This is a genomic window from Streptosporangium pseudovulgare, from assembly GCF_014648055.1.
Classification (GTDB): Bacteria; Actinomycetota; Actinomycetes; order Streptosporangiales; family Streptosporangiaceae; genus Streptosporangium; species Streptosporangium pseudovulgare.
The window spans coordinates 14,845-31,283 of sequence record NZ_BMQJ01000030.1 but is presented as its reverse complement, the minus strand read 5'-3'; the positions used below and the strand labels follow the sequence as shown (position 1 = coordinate 31,283).

Sequence of the window (16,439 nt, the reverse complement as noted above, 5' to 3'; positions counted from 1 at the left end):
GACCGGCGGGACCGCCGTCAACGTCTCGGTGAGCCACTCGACCGTGTGCGCCGGGGAACGTCCCCCGCGGGGAGCCGCCCCCGGCCCCCGCCCCGGACGGTCACGGCCCGGGGCGGCCCGCCCGCCGGATTCCGCTCACCCGGATCCGCTCACCGGGTGCGGCGCAGTGCGGCGGCGAGGTCGCCCAGGTGCCCGGAGACCGGGCCCAGGCTGAGCACGCCGCTGCCCGCCCCGGCCAGCTCCGCCGCCGCGGGAACGAGCGCGGCGCGGGCGCGCTCCATCGCCTCCCGGTCGCCGACGGCGATCGCCGCACGCGCCACCAGGCACCACAGGGCCTCCTGCAGCAGGTCGCCGGGCGGGTCCGGGACCGCGCGCAGCGCCGCCGCCGCCTCGTCGCGGCGATCCCGGTCCAGCAGCGCCAGGGGCAGGACCCACGGCTCGTACGGTCCCCAGTCGGTGTGCCCGTCGATCCTCAGCGGCAGGTCCCGGCGCACCCGCAGGCACAGCAGCGCCAGCGGCGGCAGACCGCGCTCCAGCCCCGGCATGCCGGCGCCGTCCGGCCGCGCGGCGGCGTAGGCCGCCTCCACCTCCGCCTGCGGCGCGCGGCCGGCCTCGGCGAGCCGCATCGCCCGGTACAGCCGGGTGAACACGCCCGTCAGCGGCAGCTCGTTGCGCCCGGCCAAGCGGTCGGCGGCCTCCGCGTGGCGGTCGGCCGCCGGGAAGTCGCCGAGCGCGCCGCGGGCCTGCAGGCGGATGAGATGCCCGAGCACCTCGAAGGTGACCAGGCCGTGCCGGGCGGACAGGGCGACCAGCTCGGCGCCGATCCCGTCGCGACGGGCGGCCAGGCCCGTCCGGTGGAAGGTCTGCATGAACACGCCGTTGAGGGCGAACGCCAGCAGCGCGGGGTCGTCCAGGTCGCGGGCGAGCCGCTCGGCCTGCCGGGCCGCCTGAAGCCCGCGCGCCGTACGGCCGCCGCGCGACTCCACGGCGATCGTGGCCAGCAGCCGCGCCCGCGCCGCCTCGTGCCCGCCGGGCGGGAGGGCGGCCAGGGCGCGCTCGGCCGCCGCGAGCACCCGCGCGGCCTGCTCCGGATCGTCGACCCGGGTCCAGATCGCCGGGACGTCGTAGGCGCCGATCACGCGGGCGGTCAGCTCGGCGTCGCCCAGTTCCTCGGCCGCCGCGACGGCCGCCACCCGGTGCCGCCGCGACTCCTCCAGGCCGCCCGCGCCGGTCACCGCGAGGTTGCGCAGCAGGCCCACCGTCGACTCCAGCCGCGCCCGGGCGCCGGAGGCCACGGCGCGGTCGTAGGCCGCGGCCGCCCGCGCCCACACCCGGGCCGCGCCGGCCGTCGCGGAGTCGGGGTCGAGGTGGCGGGCCTGGCCGAGGATGTCCGCCTCCAGGCGGCGCAGCCGCGGTCCCGGGTCCACCCCGAGCTGTTCGACCAGGAGCGTCCGCGCCCGGCGCAGCACCGCCAGGGCGTCGCCCTGGCGGCCGGTGCGGTACAGCGCGAGGGCCAGCAGACGCCAGGCGTCCTCACGCCAGGGATGCCCGGACACGTGCGCGTCCAGGTCCGGCACCGCCTCGGCCGCCAGGCCCAGGGCCAGCCGGGCCTCGGCCCGGCGCTCGACGGCGTGCAGCCGCAGCTCCGTCAGGCGGGAGCGCTCCGCGCGGGCCCAGTCCTCGTCGGCGAACTCGGCGTAGGCGGGTCCGCGCCACCGGTCCAGCGCCTCCTCCAGCCGCGCCAGCGCCTCGGCGGGAGGCAGCGTCGCGGCGGCGGTCACCGAATCCTCGAAGCACCAGGCGTCCACCGCGCCGGGCTCGGCGCGCAGCGCGTACCCCGGCCCCTCGGTGACCAGCAGCCGGGCCGGGGCTCGGGGCGGGCGCTCCGGCTCCAGCGCGCGGCGCAGCGCGGCCACGAAGGTGCGCACCGCGCCCACAGCGTCCACCGCGTCGGGGGAGGGGTCCTCCCACAGGTCCTCCACCAGGCGGGTGACCGGGACGACGCGGCGGCGGGCGACGATCAGCCGGGCCAGCACCGCGCGGTGCCGCGGCCCCCTGAGCGCGATCGCGTCCCCGGCGCTGTCCCATGCCGCCACCGGCCCCAGCACCCCGAACGTGACCCGCATCCCTCGATCGTCCTCTCCGGGCGTCCGGCCGTCCCGCCCCGGCATCGCCCCCCGGCATCGCCCCCGGTCAAGCTACCGGCTCGGGCCACGGTGCCGGGAACGGCGGAGACCCGGCCACGCGGTGCCGGTCCGGCCGGAGCCGGGCCGTGCGGCGGCCGGCCCGGCAGGCCCCGACCGTGCGGCGTCCGGCCGTGAGGCCCCCGACCGTGAGGCCCCCGACCGTGCGGCGTCCGGCCGTGAGGCGCCCGGCCACGCGGCGGCGGGCCCGGCGGGCATCCGGTCCCGTGGGCCCGGGCGCGTGCTCATCGGATGCTCATCGGCGCCCGGCAGGCTGAGGACGTTCCCATCCGAAAAGACAACCAGGAGCGAGACCATGCCGCCTGCCATCGCCGGATTCGACTACCGGCGCGTCCCCGTCGCCGAGGGGGTGTCGCTGAACGTCGCCGTCGCCGGTTCGGGCAGCCCGATCGTGCTGCTGCACGGCTTCCCGCAGACACACCTGATGTGGCGGCACGTCGCCGCCGGCCTCGCCGCCGATCACACCGTCATCTGCCCCGACCTGCGCGGTTACGGCGCCAGCGACAAACCCGCCGAGACCGGCCCGGACGTCTACGCCAAGCGCACCATGGCCGCCGACGTCGTCGCCCTGGCCCGCGCGCTGGGACACGAGCGCTTCGCGCTGGCCGGGCACGACCGCGGCGCCTTGGTCGCCTTCCGCGCCGGGCTCGACCACCCCGGGACGATCACCCATCTGGCCTGCCTGGACGTGCTGCCGACCCTGGACATGTGGGAGGCGATGCACGGCGTGACCGCCGCCGTCGGCTTCCACCTCTACCTGATGGCCCAGCCGCCCGGCCTGCCGGAGCGGATGATCTCCGCGAGCGCCGACGCGTTCTTCGGCCACTTCCTCGACGCGTGGACGGGCGATCCGGGGGCCGTGCCCGCCGACGTCCGCGCCGCCTACCTGGACGCCTGCCGCGACGCGGTGCCCTCGATCGTCGCCGACTACCGTGCCTCGGCCGGCGTCGACGTCGAGCACGACCGGGCCGACCGGGAGGCCGGGAACCGGCTGCGGATGCCGGTGACCGTGCTCCAGCAGGACTGGGGCGCCGCCCTCGGCTACGACGCCGCCGCGCTGTGGGGCGCCTGGGCGAGCGATCTGCGGCACGCCACCGTCGCCCACGGCCACTTCATGGCCGAGGAGGCGCCCGCCGAGGTCACCGCGGCCCTGCGGGACCTGCTCACCCGCTGAAGGCGGCGCGGTCCCGCCGTACGGCGGGCGGCCGGCGCGGTCCCGCCGTACGGCGGGCGGCCGGCGCGGTCCCGCCGTACGGCGGGCGGCCGGGACGGCGGCCGCACGGCGGGGCCAGGCGGTCCCGGGCGTCAGGCCGTCCCGGGCGTCAGGCCGTCCCGGGCGTCAGGCCGTCCCGGCCGGATCGGCCTCGCCGGGGGAGGGGACCGCGTCCAGCGGCGCCAGGCCCGCCTCTGGGCCGGCCGTGCTCCTCCCGGAACACGACGCACCCACCGGCTCGGCGGTCCTCAGCGCCGCGCCCACCGGCCGGGAGGCCGCCGCCCGCGAGCGGTTCGTTCAAGACCGGGTGGCGTCACGCGGACGAGACTGCGGGCATGAGCGAGAACACCTTCACCCCCGCCCTGGGGCGCTTCGCCCCCACCCGGTTCTACGACCACGTGATCGCGCTGACGCGCGAGCGGCTGTGGCGGGCGCTGACCGTCATGTACGTGGCGCCGCGGCCCGGCGAGGTGATCGTCGACGTGGGGTGCGGCACCGGTTCGCTGGCGTTGCTGCTGGGCCGGGTGGAGCCGCGGGCGCGGATCGTCGGCCTGGACCCCGATCCCGACGTGCTGGCGGTGGCGCGGCGCAAGGCCGAGGCCGCCGGCGTGGCGGTGCGATGGCACGTCGGCATGGGTGACGAGCTGGCGGAGTCGCTGGGCGCGGGCTCGGCGGACACCGTCGTGTCCAGCCTCGTGCTCCACCAGTGCCCGGTCGCGGTGAAACGGGCGGTGCTCGCGTCGATGTCCGCGGTGCTGCGGCCGGGCGGCAGGCTGGTGATCGCCGACTACGGGCGGCAGCGGACGAGGCCGATGCGTCTGGCGTTCCGGATCGTGCAGCTCGCGGACGGCAGGGACGACACCCAGCCCAACGCCGACGGCGCTCTCCCGGGGCTGATGTCGGCAGCCGGGTTCGGCGACGTGCGCGAAGCCGAGGTGGTCCCCACGGCCACCGGCTCGATCTCGGTTTACGTCGCGCGCCGGGAGTGACCGCGCAGCAGCGGCAGCACGGCCGCGGGCGTGAGGCCCATCATCTCGCGCATCCAGCGGGTGAGATGCGCCTGGTCGGCGAAGCCCGCCGTGATCGCCGCGTCGGCCGGCGACCGGCCCGCCCGCAGCGCCTCGGCCGCCCGGCGCAACCGGGCCCACACCCGCCAGCGCGTCAACGGCATGCCCACCTGGTCCCGTGCCAGGGCACGCAGGCGCTGGGGTGAGAGTCCCACCGCCGCGGCCAGCTCCGGCATCGGGACACTTCGGTTCCTCAGCGTGTCCAGCGCCTCCACCAGGCGGGGATCGAGCCGGCCGGACGTGCGCACTCCCGCCCGGCCGATGTCCTCCTCGCGCAGGCCGCGCAGCGCGGGGACGGCGGCGACGCCGTCACCGCAGCGTTCACGCAGCCGGTCGGCGAACACGCAGTGCGGCTCGACGAAGAAGGTGAGCAGCCGCTCCGCGGCGAGCATGCGATGCCGCGTCATCGGCGGCACGACCAGCGCCACGGCCCGGTGGCGGGTTTCCACCGCGTCCACCATGACGACCTCGCCCCGAACCGCGATGGCGATCTGGAAGGCGGCATGACGGTGGAAGGCGCTGTCCGTCACCGGGCCTCGATACACCGCGTACCCCTCGCCGACGGCGAAGCGGGGCACCGGCTCCGTCCCGACGTCCACAGCCTCGATACTGCCGGACGGATCGGCGCGGCGCCGGACGCCGATCCGGGAACGGCGTCCGATCACCGCCAGCGGCCCGGGGACGGATTCCCGCATAGTGGGGACGACCTGATCGGACAGAACTCGCAAAGGACGCTTCAGTGCACAAGCCCCTCGACCTGAAGGTGATGTACTTCGGCACGCCCGTGGTGCTCATCGGCTCCCGCAACGAGGACGGCACCGCCAACCTCGCGCCGATGTCCTCGGCGTGGTGGCTGGGGGAGTGCTGCATGCTGGGCCTGGGGAACAGCGGGCAGACGACGGCGAACCTTCTGCGCGAGCGCGAGTGCGTGCTCAACCTGCCCTCCTCGGCGATGGTCGACGCCGTCGACCGGCTCGCGCTGACCACCGGGGCGCGGGTGGTCCCGCCATACAAGGCACGGCAGGGCTACCGGTACGAGCCGGACAAGTTCGCCGTCGCGGGGCTGACCGAACAGCCCGCGGACCTGGTACGGGCGCCCCGGGTGGCCGAGTGCCCGATCCAGCTGGAGTGCCGGGTCATCGGGGTCCACCCGTTCGGCGTCCCCGAGCCGCACGCCACCGCCTTCCAGGTCGAGGTCGTGCGGGTCCACGTCGAGGAGGAGCTGGTCATCCCGGGGACGGACCACATCGACCCGGTCGGGTGGGACCCGCTCATCATGAAGTTCTGCGAGTTCTTCGGCGGCGGGGACAACCTCCACCCCTCCAGGCTCGCCGCGGGCTGGGAGATGCCCCACGACCTCCGGCACACGGGCGTGACCGCGTAGGGCGGCCGGGACTCGCGCGGCATCGGCGCCCGGGGGTCCGACCCGCTTTTGAGTGAGCAACGGGTTCTAGTGCCCCGTCACCACGCGCGGCCGGGCTTCGCTGGACCGGCGGCTCTACCTGCCCGAGCACACCTGGCCGGCCGACCCCGACCGCTGTCAGACAGCCGGGATCCCGGACGAGATGAGCTTTGGCCAAGACCCCCGCCTGCGCGCCGCCTTGGAGGAGCGCCGGATGGGCTACGTGCCGGCCATCGCCGGCAACCGGCGCATAGATCTGGAGGGCGGGCAGGTCAGCGCCGCTGAGGTCGCGGCGCGAGTGGCCGACCGGCACTGGCACCGCTACCGCGCCGGTCAGGGCGCCAAAGGCCCACACCGGTACGCCTGGGCCTGGGCATGCATCGATGACAACAAGACCCAGGGATATCGGTGGCTGCTGATCAGACGCAACCTGACCAATTTGGGATACAACGAGCCGAACCCGTCGGCGTTGAAGTTGTGGATCACATCGCGAACCCGGTCTTCGCTGGTGAACGCCAGCTCGGCGACCTTCTGGACGGTCATGCCCTGCGCCGGCCACAGCACCATCTGCGCCCACCGCCAGGTGACCACGGAGCCGGAGCCCCGCCGCACGATCCGTAGCAGCCGGCTGCCTTCGTCATCATCGATCTCGCGTACGCGAACTCGCTCAGCCATGCCCGCATTCTGAAGTGATCATGCCCGACGACCCGGGAGGCCGGCCTCGCCGCTCTCCGCGAGCCACTCCGGACAGGAGAGTGACGAGGCCGCGCGAAAATTCTCCGGTTCCGGGCGAAATGATCGGGGCGCCTCCACCCATGAAGAGAGCGTTCACCCGTACCGGAAGTGGAGGATGTCACGATGGAGACCGCCTGTGTCAGATGACACTCACAGGTTCGAAGCGGTCTACCGGGCGACCTACGACCAGATCACCGCCTACGCCGGACGCCGCTGCGACTCGCCGCAGGACGCGGCCGACGTGGTCGCTGAGACCTTCGTCATCGTCTGGCGCAAGATCGAGGAACTGCCCCCGGGCGCGCAGGCGAGGCTCTGGGTCTACGGAGTGGCCCGCAACGTGCTGGCCGACCACCGCCGCAGCGCGCTGCGCCGCCAGGCGCGGCACCGGGACCTCGACGCGGAGATGGCCGACCTCTACGGTGATCTCGCCGACCGCAGCGTCGAGAGGAACGCGATCGCCCAGGCGTTCGCGACGCTTCCCGAGGACGACCGCGAGCTGCTCGCGCTGGTCGCGTGGGAGGGCCTGGACCGCAGGGAGATCGCCGCGATGCTGGGGCTTTCCCGCAACGCCGTCCGTATCCGGCTCCACCGCGCGCGCAGACGCCTGTCCCGGGCGCTCGAAGTAGCCGACGTTCGATTCACGCCGACCGACGCGGTCGTTCCCACGGGGAGATCACTATGAGGGACATCGACGAGATCAACGAGCTGCTGAGGCCGCTGGCCCGGATCAGTCCGGACGAACCAGGCGGGCGTGCCGGCGGTGCCCGCGCGCAGGCGCTGTTCGCCGACATCATCGCTCAGGAGCGGGACACGACGACGGCGGCGGCGCTCCCACGACGCCCGCGCGGGCGTCGCTTCGGGCATCGCGCGCTGCTCGGGCTCGCCGCCTCCGCTGTCCTCACCCTCGGCGCCGTCCTTGGACCGAGCCTGCTCGGCGGCGTCGCGACCTCCTACGCCAACTCCGCGGTGGAGATCCACGAGGAGGCCGACACCTACGTCGCCCGGATCAAGGACCCCTACGCGGACCAGCGGAAGTTCTCCGAGGCGTTCCGTTCCCTCGGCCTCAACGTCGAGCTCAGGGTGATCCCGGTCTCGCCCAGCGCGGTCGGCGAGATCGTGAGCCTGGGTGGCGGCAACGCCCCGGTGAACATGCCCATCGGGGCCCGCAAGGAGCCGGCGGACTGTGATCTGGCCGACAGCGGCTGCTTCATGGTGGTGACCGTCCCGGCGGCGATCAAGGGTACGCCCGACGTGGTGCACTTCGAGCTGGGCAGGCCGGCCAAGCCGGGGGAGTCCTACGAGAACGACTGGCAGTCGGCCACCCGTCCCGGAGAGCCGCTGGCCGGCGTCAAGGTGAGCGGCCGGACCGTCGACGATGTGCTGGCCGAGGTCGGCAAGCACGGCCTGAGTGCGGAGTTCCGCCGCGTCGTGGTCCATGAGGGCGGGTACACGGTCGAACCACTGGCCGCGGATCAGGTGGGCGGCGACTGGATCGTGTTCAAGGTCATACCTGCGCGTGAGGGCGTGGTCGGCCTGGAGGTCACCGCCGAGCGCCAGACGGGCCTCGAGTACGCGGACTGAGCACCGGAGCCCCGCCGTTCCATCGCCTGGCGCAACCGCCACACCAACGACGAGCGGTTACACAGGATCGTCAAGAGGCGAACACGGCCTGACGCAGCACCAGGAACCGACCGAAGATCGGCAGAGGCCCGGCGGATCGCTTTCGGGCTGCTCCGGCGAAGGGGGCCGTCTGCGAGAGGCCCCGCTCATCAGGGACCTGCCCGATCCTCGATCACTCCTCCGCGGGCGGCCCCTCCAGCGGGCCGGAGGCCAGGAACCTGGTGACGAAGTTCGCCAACTGTGCCCGCATTCTTTCCCGCGGCACGCCCTCCTCTCCGGCCAGGTACTCGACGAGGTCGGCTCGCGTGGCGGCGAGTAGGGCGTGGGCGTTGAAGTCGCCGTCGGTCAGGCCGGGGATCTGCTCCAGTACGGCGTGGAGCATGCCGTGCCACCACTCGTAGTGCTCCGCCTGGTACGGGCTGCCGCTCCCGCTTTCCTCCAGGGCCAGCGCGAGGCGCCGGTTGTCGAGTTTGAAACACAGGACGGCATCGAGCAGGGCGGGTACGCGGTCCTGCGGTGGGGTCGCGGGCCCCAGGGGCGGTGGGCCGGCCTCGACGGCCTCCCTGATCGGTTCGAGCCGTGCCTCGTACAGCGCGCGGAGCAGCCCGGCGCGATCGCCGAAGGCTCGGAAGAGCGTGCCCTTGCCGACGCCGGCCGCCGCTGCGACGTCGGCCATGGTGACGTCCTCGGGACTTTCGCGGCGGGTGAAGAGGGCGTCGGCGGCCGCGAGCACGGCCTCCCGGTTGCGGGCGGCGTCCTTACGGGACCTGCGCTCGGGCATGCTGCTCCTTCGTTTGCAAAGCGGACCCGTAGTCCGTATCGTGAAAGCGGACCCAAGGTCCGCATTCTATGAGCTGGAGGATACCCATGTCCGCACCGACTTCCCCAGCGGACCTGTTCCGCTGCAGCCTGCGACTGCTGCTCGACAAGAACATTCCCGCGTGGGTCGTCCTGTGGGCCGAGGACGGCCTCGCGGAGTTCCCCTTCGCCCCCGACGGCTGGCCCCGGCGCCTGGAGGGCAAGGAGGCCATCGCCGCCTACATGCGCCACTATCCCGACCACATCGATCTGCACGACTTCCCCGACCTGCGGATCCACCAGACCACCGATCCGCAGACCATCGTGGTCGAGATGCGCGGCGTCGGCCGCCTGGTGGAGACCGGCGCTCCCTTCGACATGACCTACGTCGTCGTCGTGACCGTTCGAGACGGGCGCATCATCTCCTACCGCGACTACTGGAACCCCCTCGCCGTCCAGGAACCCGGCGCCGACTTCGCCGGGAGCAGCCGATGACCACCGCCGCCGCTGTTCTGGTCATCGGCGCCACCGGCACCACCGGCAGCCGCATCACCGCACGGCTGACGGCCGCAGGCCACCGCGTCAAAGCCGCCAGCCCTCGGGCCACCCCGGTCGCCGGCGCCGAGCCGGTCCCCTTCGACTGGTACGACCCCGCCACCCACGCGGCCGCCCTCGACGGCGTCGACCGCGTCTATCTCCTACCGCCCGTGGGCGACTCCGACCCCGCGGCGGTCATGCTGCCGTTCCTCCGTCAGGCCCGCGTCGCCGGTGTGCACCGCGCGGTGCTGCTGAGCTCATCGGCCGTCCCCGAGGGCGGCCCGGCGGTGGGAACGGTGCACCAGGCCCTGCCCGACCTCTTCGAACAGTGGGCGGTACTGCGGCCCTCGTGGTTCATGCAGAACTTCACCGGCACGCACGCGCACGCCCGCAGCATCCGCGACGAGGGCATCATCTGGTCCGCCACCGAAAGCGGCCGGGTCGGCTTCGTCGACGCCGAGGACATCGCGGCGGTCGCCGTCCGCGCTCTGACCGACGAGCAGACCCCCGACACCGATCTCGTCCTCACCGGGCCCGAGGCGCTCGGCTACGACGACATCGCCACGATCATCACCGAGGTCACCGGTCGGCCCGTGGTCCACCGCCATCTGTCCTACGAGCAGATGCGCGATCGCCTCACGGCGGAGATGCCGGTGGAGTTCGCCGCGATTCTCGCCGGCATGGACCGTGCCATCGCCGGAGGGGCGGAGGACCGCGTCACCGACACCGTCCAGCGCCTCACCGGTCGGCCCCCGCGCACCTTCCGCGCCCTCCTTGAGGGGGAGGGGATGCGACGCGGCGGCTGATGTTCCAGGACGATCAGCGGTTCGCCCCAGCGGTCGCCGTCCCCGGCGACCGTGTCCCGCCGGCGCGGGGAGCGGCGCAGGTGCTCTGGGACGCAGAACGAGTACGCGGCCCTGTCGACCACGTCATGCGGCAGACCGGGGTCGACGAACACCAGCCGCCGCCACGAGCCGGTCACCAGGCCGGAGGCGACTTCCTCGGCGCCGGCCTTCCTTCGGGAGGGGGGAGCCCTTGTTCCCGGGGCTCCGGGCGATGGGGTTCCGGGAACAAGGGCGAGGCCGGCTCAGGGCTGGGCGTCGAGCCACTCCCGGAAGGTGGGTCCGGCGAGCGTGGCGTGCGGGCCGGGCAGGAACGCGCCGGCGGCGGCGAGGTCGGCATCGGGCATGCCGGACCCGTCGACGCCGACGACCTTGACGCCTCGGCGGGCGCCGAGGAGCCGGCCCGCCTCGGCCATGATCTCCTTGCGGGGTCCGGCGATCTCGGGGATCGGTGTTCCCGGGGCGGCGGGGGCGGTGGCCAGGTCGACCAGTTCCTCGGCCACGGTGCGGCAGGCCACGAGCTGGGTGGGCAGCTCCGGGAGGTAGGCGACGTCGCCCCGCTGCCAGTCCAGGAGCTGTTCGACGAACTCGTGGAACTGCGCAGCCCGCAGGATGCGGACGGGGATCGGACCGGCCAGGAGGACTTCCTCGTGCACCTTCTTGGCGGCGAGGAAACCGGCGGTGGCCTTGTCGGCGCCGATGATGGACGCCATGGCGATCTGGGCGACCCCCGCCTTCCGGCCGTACTCGTGCAGGTTGCGGGCCGACGTACGGAAGAACTCCGTCGCGGCGTCCTGGTCGGAGGAGTGCCAGGAGGCGACGTCGATGACGGCCTCGGCACCGGTGAGGGCCTCGGCGAGGCCCTCACCGGTGATGATGTCCACGCCGGTGGCGCGGGACATCGGCACGGCCCGGTGTCCCCGCTCGGTCAGGACGTCGACGACGTGGCGGCCCAGCCGCCCGGTCGCTCCGGCCACCGCGAACGTGGTGATGCTCATGGGGTGTGCCTTTCTCACTCGCTGTAGTTCTGACCGGGGGGCATGCCGGGGATCGGCTTGGCGATGAGAGCGGCGGGGGTGAAGAAGCCGATGTGGGCGATCGCCATGATGAGCGACCACATCGCCCTGTCGTCGTGGAGTGCCGACGCCCTGGCGTACAGCTCGTCGGGGACGCGTTCCCCCGACGGGTTCGGGGTGAGGACCGCCTCCACGAGTTCCAGCGCGATCCGTTCGGCGTCGGTGAAGCAGGTGGCGTCCCGCCAGGTGGCTACGGCGGTGATGCGCTCCTCCGGTTCCCCCAGCCTGCGGAGGCCGGTGGTCTCCCTGATGGTGAAGTACGTGCTGCCGAGGATCTGTCCGGCGCGCAGTTGCAGCAGGCTGATGGTCGTTGGGGGGATCACACCGTTCTGGAGGGCTTTGTGCAGACCTTCGCCGACCACCGCCATCTCGGGGAGGAAGGGGAGGGGACTGGGCATGCGCGACCGCCGGTCGGCCGTCGTGGGTGTGGACATGGGGAAGGCTTCCCTTCTTCGTTCTCAACTCGTCGTAGTGCCGTACGGAGCGTTCGCGCGGCGTCCTGACGACCACGAGACGCCGGCGCCCCGATCCCCGTAACAGCGCGGCCGTGTGACATAGGCCACCTGCCGTGGGTGTTACGAAGCGGTGGGGACCGGCGTCTTGTGCGTGTGGCGGTGCTGGGAACGAACAGGCGGGAGCAGGGCATGACCGAGCGGGGCGAACGAGGTGCGGACCCGGCCGAGCCGCTCGATCACGCCGGCCACATCGGCTCCGTGGACTCCGCCACCCAGGCGTTCGTCGCCCACCGCAACCTGCTGTTCACCGTCGCCTACGAGATGCTCGGCTCGGCCGCCGACGCCGAGGACGTCCTGCAGGAGACCTGGCTGCGATGGGCGGGCGTCGATCTCGGCGCCGTGCGGGAGGAGCGCGCCTACCTGGTGCGGATCGTCACCCGGCAGGCACTGGACCGGTTGCGCGCGCTCGGCCGGCGCAGGGAGTCCTACGTCGGGCCGTGGCTGCCAGAGCCGCTGCTGACCTCGCCGGACGTGGCTGAGGACGTGGAACTGGCCGAGAGCGTCTCGATGGCGATGCTGCTGGTGCTGGAGACGCTGCAGCCGACCGAGCGGGCGGTGTTCGTGCTGCGCGAGGTGTTCGATCTGGACTACGACGAGATCGCCGACGCCGTCGGCAGGAGCCCGTCCGCGGTACGCCAGCTCGCCTACCGGGCGCGGGCGCACGTCGCCGCGCGCCGGCCGCGCGGCACCGCCTCCCCGGCCGAGACCCGAGCCGCGCTCCAGGCCTTCCAGCGGGCGGTCGAAACCGGCGAGCTGCAGAGCCTGCTCGACGTCCTCGCCCCCGACGTCGTCGCCCTGAGCGACGGCGGAGGAGTCAAACATGCCCTGCTGCGGCCCGTCGTGGGGATCGACGACGTGGCTCGCCTGCTGGCCGTCGGCTGGTGGAGGCGCGACGCGGAACGGTCGGTCGAGCCGGTTCAGATCAACGGCGGCCCCGGGCTGCTCGTAAGGGTCGACGGGGAGATCGACGGAGTGGTGGCGGTGCGCGTGGAGAACGGCTACGTCACCGGCGCCTACCACGTGCGTAATCCCGAGAAGCTGTCGCGTGTGGAGCGGGAGACCGTCGTGACCCGCTGAGTCCGGCAAGACCGGCAACGCCGGCGATCAGCGGCGGCGACAGGACCGCCGGTGGCGGGCCGGCCGGGACCCGGCGGCGAAAAGGTTGGGCCTTCCCGGCGGTCAGGCGGCGGGTTATCAAGGGCCCAGGGGCGCACCCGCGCCATCCACGCTCACGACCACCGCCCCGCCGCGGATGGAGGACGTCATGCTCCGGTTGTGGAAGGCGATCGCCCGCACGCTCTGCGCCGCCGCCCTGGTCGCGGCCGGGCTCGCCGCGCCCGCCGCGCCTGCCGCGGACGCCGCCGTCGACCTGCCCCGCTGGGCGTGGGCCGTCGTCGGGGGCGGCTCCACCCCGACCGTCTCCTACCAGTTCGGCACGTGGGCCTCCGGGCTCACGGCCCAGGCCACCTCCGGAGACCTCGGCCAGGTGCTCGTGAGGTTCCCGCAGTTCGGCGCGGCGGCCGGGGGAGTGGCCCATGTCACGGCGATCTCCTCCTCCCCCGACTGGTGCCAGGTCCAGGACCAGTGGCCGTCGGACGCCGACCTGATCGTGGCGGTGCAGTGCCACCGGTACGGCGTGGGCGCGATGGTCACCCCGCGGTTCTCCATGACCTTCGGCTACAGCGGCAAGTACGCGCGCCCGATACCGTCCCAGTCGCTGGGATACGTGCGCTGGGACGGCTCCGCCGTGGCCACGCAGTTCAACTCCTCCGCGCCGACCGCCGTGAACACCGTGACGCCGGGGACGTCCCCGGGCCTGTGGCGGGTCACCCTGCCGGGGCTCGGCTCTGCGGGCCTGGCCGGGAGCATCCAGGTCACCGCGGTCGACCCGGCCGTCCCGGCGCGCTGCAAGATGGGCGGCTGGAGCGCGACGACGGCCGCGCAGAACATCACGGTGCGCTGCTACGACGCCGCCGGCGCCCCGCTGAACACCGGGTGGAACCTGACCTACCAGCGGGAGAGCGCCGTCGTCTGGACGCCCCTCGCGCCGTACTCGGAGTTCGCCTACACCTTCGACAACGCCCCCGACACCGGGACCCCCTACCTGCCGACGCCGTACCCGGTCAGCTACAACTCGGTGCCCGGGGGCCTGGACATCAGGGGGGCCGGGTCCGGTCTGAGGCAGGTCGCCTTCGGCGACATCAACGCGGGATACGCCGGCATGGGCAACGTCCAGGTCACCGCCTTCGGCTACGGCGCGGAGTTCTGCAACCTGTACGGCCTCTGGACGAGGTCCACGTCGCTCGTGCTCAGCCTGCACGCCTGCTACGACGGTGCGACCCGGATCGCCCGTCCGGCGATGGTCAGCTACGTGACCCGGCCCAGCTGACCGGGCGTCCGCCGGACCCCGAAGCGCGGCGGGGCGGACCCGGCCTGTTGGCAAGGCCGGCCCCACCAACCGCCATCTGTGACATCCCGCACGCGATGGCGAAAGGCCGTGAGCGCCCAGGTACAGGCAGAGGGTCGTTAAACTACACCGATGATCGCGAGCGTTTCCCTGGCCGTCCGCTCATGGCCGGTCTGGTGGAGAGCCCGGCAGGCCTCGGCCAAGGACGGCGCGCTCGCGGCGACGCTCACCGCGCTGGCATTCGTACCGACGCTGTCCGCCATCGGAGCGCAGCTCAGTGACCTGCCGAAGCGCCCGGCCGACGCCTTGGCGGTGGTGCTGACCGTGGCGCAGTCGGCGCCGCTGGCGTTCCGCAGCCGTCACCCGGCGGCCTGCCTTGCCGTCATCGGCGTCGCCTTCGCCGTTCATCAGGCGCTCCGCTATCCGCAGACGTTCGCCAGCATCGGCTTCTACCTGGCTCTGTATACGGCCGGAGCCCAACAGTCCCGGCACCGTCGCATGCTCGCGGCGGCGGTGAGCGCCGGCTACGCCGCACTCGCGATCCTTCTAAGCCGGTTGGGATCCCCCAACCGGATCCCGGACTTCCTCGCCTTCTACCTGGTTCTGGTCGTGATCTGGATGGGCGGCGCCGGGATGCGCCGGTGGCGGGCCGAGGAGGCCGAACGGCGGCGGCTCGGCGCGCTGGCGGCCGGCGCCGCCGAACGCGCCCGCATAGCCCGTGAGTTGCACGACGTGGTCACGCATCACGTGACCGCCATAGTGGTGCAGGCAGACGCGGCGCAGTTTCTGGTCGGCACCGCACCGGAACGCGCAGGGCAAGGGCTGGCCGCCATCAGCGACACCGGCCGGCGGGCGCTGACGGAACTCCGGTATCTGCTCGGTGTGCTTGAGGCGACCGGCGACGCCGCGCTCACGGAGCATACGCCGGCCCTCGGCAGGGTTGCCGACCTGGTCGAACAGGCCCGCCTGTCCGGCCAGCCCGTCGAACTGACCGAGCACGGTGAGCGCCTGCCCCGGCCCATCGACGTCGAGCTGGCCGCGTACCGGGTGGTTCAGGAGGCCCTCACGAACGCCGTCAAGCACGCGACGGGCCGGCCCACCAGGGTCACGGTCCACCACCGCGCCGGTCACATCGACATCGAGGTGACCACCGATGGGTCCGCTCTCGCGGAAGGCCCCGCCGTGCCGTCCGGGGGACGGGGGCTGGACGGGCTGCGCCGGCGCGTACACATGCTGAACGGTGAGCTGACCGCCGCGGCGCGGCCCGGGGGCGGGTTCAGCGTCCGGGCCTCCATCCCGTCCAGGAGCACTGCATGACCAGTACGCCGATCCGGGTGCTCATCTGCGAGGACCACGAGCTGGTGCGCACCGGCTACACCACGGTCTTCTCCGCCCAGCCCGACATGGAGGTCGTCGGCGAGGCCGCGGACGGCCGCGCGGCGATCGAGGCCGCCCGGCGGCTGCTGCCGGACGTCGTCGTGATGGACATCCGGATGCCCATCCTGGACGGCATCGCGGCCACCAGGCAACTGGCCGGGCCCGGCGTCGCCGATCCGGTGAAGGTGCTGGTGGTGACCACGTTCAACGTCGACAAGTACGCCTACGAAGCGCTCAGGGCAGGCGCCAGCGGGTTCCTGCTCAAGGACGCGCGGCCGAAAGAACTGGTGGACGGCGTACGCACCATCGCGCGCGGTGATTCCCTGCTCGCGCCCGCCGTCACCCGTGCCCTCATCGGCCGCTTCGCCGAGCGCCTGCGCCCCACCGACTCCTCCCGGACGGCCCTGCAGGAGATCGTGCGGGCACTGACTGAGCGGGAGCTGGAAGTACTCGAACAGCTCGCCGAGGGCCTGTCCAACGCGGAGATCGCCGCACGATTGTCCATCAGCGCCGAGACCGTCAAGACGTATGTGTCGCGGATCCTGGCCAAACTCGACCTGCGGGACCGTGTACAGGCGGTCGTTCTCGCCTATCGCGTGGGATTGGTCTCCGCCGATCAGGGTTGACGCGGCGCCGGCTCCTGCGG

The 16,439-nt window shown here is 73.2% G+C and carries 17 protein-coding genes and 1 pseudogene; 12 read left to right on the top strand and 6 right to left on the bottom strand.

Annotated elements, in window-relative coordinates:
* Positions 1-149 precede the first annotated feature (149 nt).
* Complete coding sequence (locus tag IEZ10_RS35710; RefSeq protein ID WP_189250938.1) at positions 150-2,126, bottom strand: AfsR/SARP family transcriptional regulator; 1,977 nt, start codon at positions 2,124-2,126, stop codon at positions 150-152.
* A gap of 373 nt (positions 2,127-2,499) precedes the next feature.
* On the opposite strand from IEZ10_RS35710, the gene IEZ10_RS35705 reads away from it, so the two are divergent.
* Both IEZ10_RS35705 and IEZ10_RS35700 read left to right on the top strand, forming a co-directional pair.
* Positions 2,500-3,378, top strand: a complete 879-nt coding sequence (locus IEZ10_RS35705; protein ID WP_189250937.1) for an alpha/beta fold hydrolase — start codon at positions 2,500-2,502, stop codon at positions 3,376-3,378.
* 374 nt (positions 3,379-3,752) lie between these two features.
* Complete coding sequence (locus IEZ10_RS35700) at positions 3,753-4,406, top strand: class I SAM-dependent methyltransferase (protein ID WP_189250936.1); 654 nt, start codon at positions 3,753-3,755, stop codon at positions 4,404-4,406.
* Here the strand turns inward: IEZ10_RS35700 and IEZ10_RS35695 are convergent.
* Positions 4,385-5,083 carry a helix-turn-helix domain-containing protein gene (locus IEZ10_RS35695; RefSeq protein ID WP_229811987.1) on the bottom strand — a complete coding sequence of 233 codons (699 nt, stop codon included), beginning with the start codon at positions 5,081-5,083 and terminating at the stop codon, positions 4,385-4,387. The genes IEZ10_RS35700 and IEZ10_RS35695 overlap by 22 nt on opposite strands.
* 140 nt (positions 5,084-5,223) lie before the next feature.
* Between IEZ10_RS35695 and IEZ10_RS35690 the strand changes: the two genes are divergently transcribed.
* Together IEZ10_RS35690 and IEZ10_RS40590 are read left to right on the top strand one after the other, a co-directional pair.
* Positions 5,224-5,868, top strand: a complete 645-nt coding sequence (locus tag IEZ10_RS35690; protein WP_229811986.1) for a flavin reductase family protein — start codon at positions 5,224-5,226, stop codon at positions 5,866-5,868.
* Positions 5,869-5,947: 79 nt separating this feature from the next.
* Positions 5,948-6,322 (top strand): annotated as a pseudogene (locus IEZ10_RS40590) (transposase family protein); the annotation flags it as partial.
* On the opposite strand, the gene IEZ10_RS35685 reads toward IEZ10_RS40590, so the two are convergent.
* Positions 6,220-6,561, bottom strand: a complete 342-nt coding sequence (locus IEZ10_RS35685) for a helix-turn-helix domain-containing protein (RefSeq protein ID WP_229811985.1) — start codon at positions 6,559-6,561, stop codon at positions 6,220-6,222. The pseudogene IEZ10_RS40590 and the gene IEZ10_RS35685 sit on opposite strands and share 103 nt — an antisense overlap.
* A 196-nt stretch (positions 6,562-6,757) precedes the next feature.
* On the opposite strand from IEZ10_RS35685, the gene IEZ10_RS35680 reads away from it, so the two are divergent.
* The gene (locus IEZ10_RS35680; RefSeq protein WP_229811984.1) at positions 6,758-7,303 is read left to right on the top strand and encodes an RNA polymerase sigma factor; all 546 of its coding nucleotides are present in this window, start codon (positions 6,758-6,760) and stop codon (positions 7,301-7,303) included.
* Positions 7,300-8,202, top strand: a complete 903-nt coding sequence (locus tag IEZ10_RS35675; RefSeq protein WP_189250933.1) for a hypothetical protein — start codon at positions 7,300-7,302, stop codon at positions 8,200-8,202. Before IEZ10_RS35680 ends, IEZ10_RS35675 begins: the two co-directional genes overlap by 4 nt.
* A 211-nt stretch (positions 8,203-8,413) precedes the next feature.
* On the opposite strand, the gene IEZ10_RS35670 is transcribed toward IEZ10_RS35675, so the two are convergent.
* On the bottom strand, positions 8,414-9,022 hold the full coding sequence (locus tag IEZ10_RS35670) for a TetR/AcrR family transcriptional regulator (RefSeq protein ID WP_189250932.1): 609 nt from the start codon (positions 9,020-9,022) through the stop codon (positions 8,414-8,416).
* Positions 9,023-9,108: 86 nt separating this feature from the next.
* Here IEZ10_RS35670 and IEZ10_RS35665 point away from each other — a divergent pair, with 86 nt between their 5' ends.
* A complete protein-coding gene (locus IEZ10_RS35665; RefSeq protein ID WP_189250931.1) occupies positions 9,109-9,534 on the top strand; it encodes a nuclear transport factor 2 family protein in 426 nt (141 codons plus the stop codon).
* Positions 9,531-10,382 (top strand): NmrA family NAD(P)-binding protein, encoded by an 852-nt coding sequence (locus IEZ10_RS35660; protein WP_189250930.1) that lies wholly within the window; start codon positions 9,531-9,533, stop codon positions 10,380-10,382. Before IEZ10_RS35665 ends, IEZ10_RS35660 begins: the two co-directional genes overlap by 4 nt.
* Positions 10,383-10,663: 281 nt before the next feature.
* Here IEZ10_RS35660 and IEZ10_RS35655 read toward each other — a convergent pair whose 3' ends face one another.
* Positions 10,664-11,416, bottom strand: a complete 753-nt coding sequence (locus IEZ10_RS35655) for an SDR family oxidoreductase (RefSeq protein WP_189250929.1) — start codon at positions 11,414-11,416, stop codon at positions 10,664-10,666.
* A 14-nt stretch (positions 11,417-11,430) separates the two neighbouring features.
* On the bottom strand, positions 11,431-11,928 hold the full coding sequence (locus IEZ10_RS35650; protein ID WP_189250928.1) for a carboxymuconolactone decarboxylase family protein: 498 nt from the start codon (positions 11,926-11,928) through the stop codon (positions 11,431-11,433).
* A gap of 210 nt (positions 11,929-12,138) precedes the next feature.
* Between IEZ10_RS35650 and IEZ10_RS35645 the strand changes: the two genes are divergently transcribed.
* The 4 genes from IEZ10_RS35645 (at position 12,139) to IEZ10_RS35630 (ending at position 16,419) form a co-directional block, all read left to right on the top strand.
* Positions 12,139-13,086 (top strand): RNA polymerase sigma-70 factor, encoded by a 948-nt coding sequence (locus IEZ10_RS35645; protein ID WP_189250927.1) that lies wholly within the window; start codon positions 12,139-12,141, stop codon positions 13,084-13,086.
* A gap of 187 nt (positions 13,087-13,273) precedes the next feature.
* Complete coding sequence (locus IEZ10_RS35640) at positions 13,274-14,398, top strand: hypothetical protein (RefSeq protein WP_189250926.1); 1,125 nt, start codon at positions 13,274-13,276, stop codon at positions 14,396-14,398.
* 150 nt (positions 14,399-14,548) lie between these two features.
* Positions 14,549-15,733, top strand: coding sequence for a sensor histidine kinase (locus tag IEZ10_RS35635; RefSeq protein ID WP_189250925.1), 1,185 nt, complete (start codon positions 14,549-14,551; stop codon positions 15,731-15,733).
* Complete coding sequence (locus IEZ10_RS35630) at positions 15,730-16,419, top strand: response regulator (protein WP_189250924.1); 690 nt, start codon at positions 15,730-15,732, stop codon at positions 16,417-16,419. Before IEZ10_RS35635 ends, IEZ10_RS35630 begins: the two co-directional genes overlap by 4 nt.
* Positions 16,420-16,439: the final 20 nt, after the last annotated feature.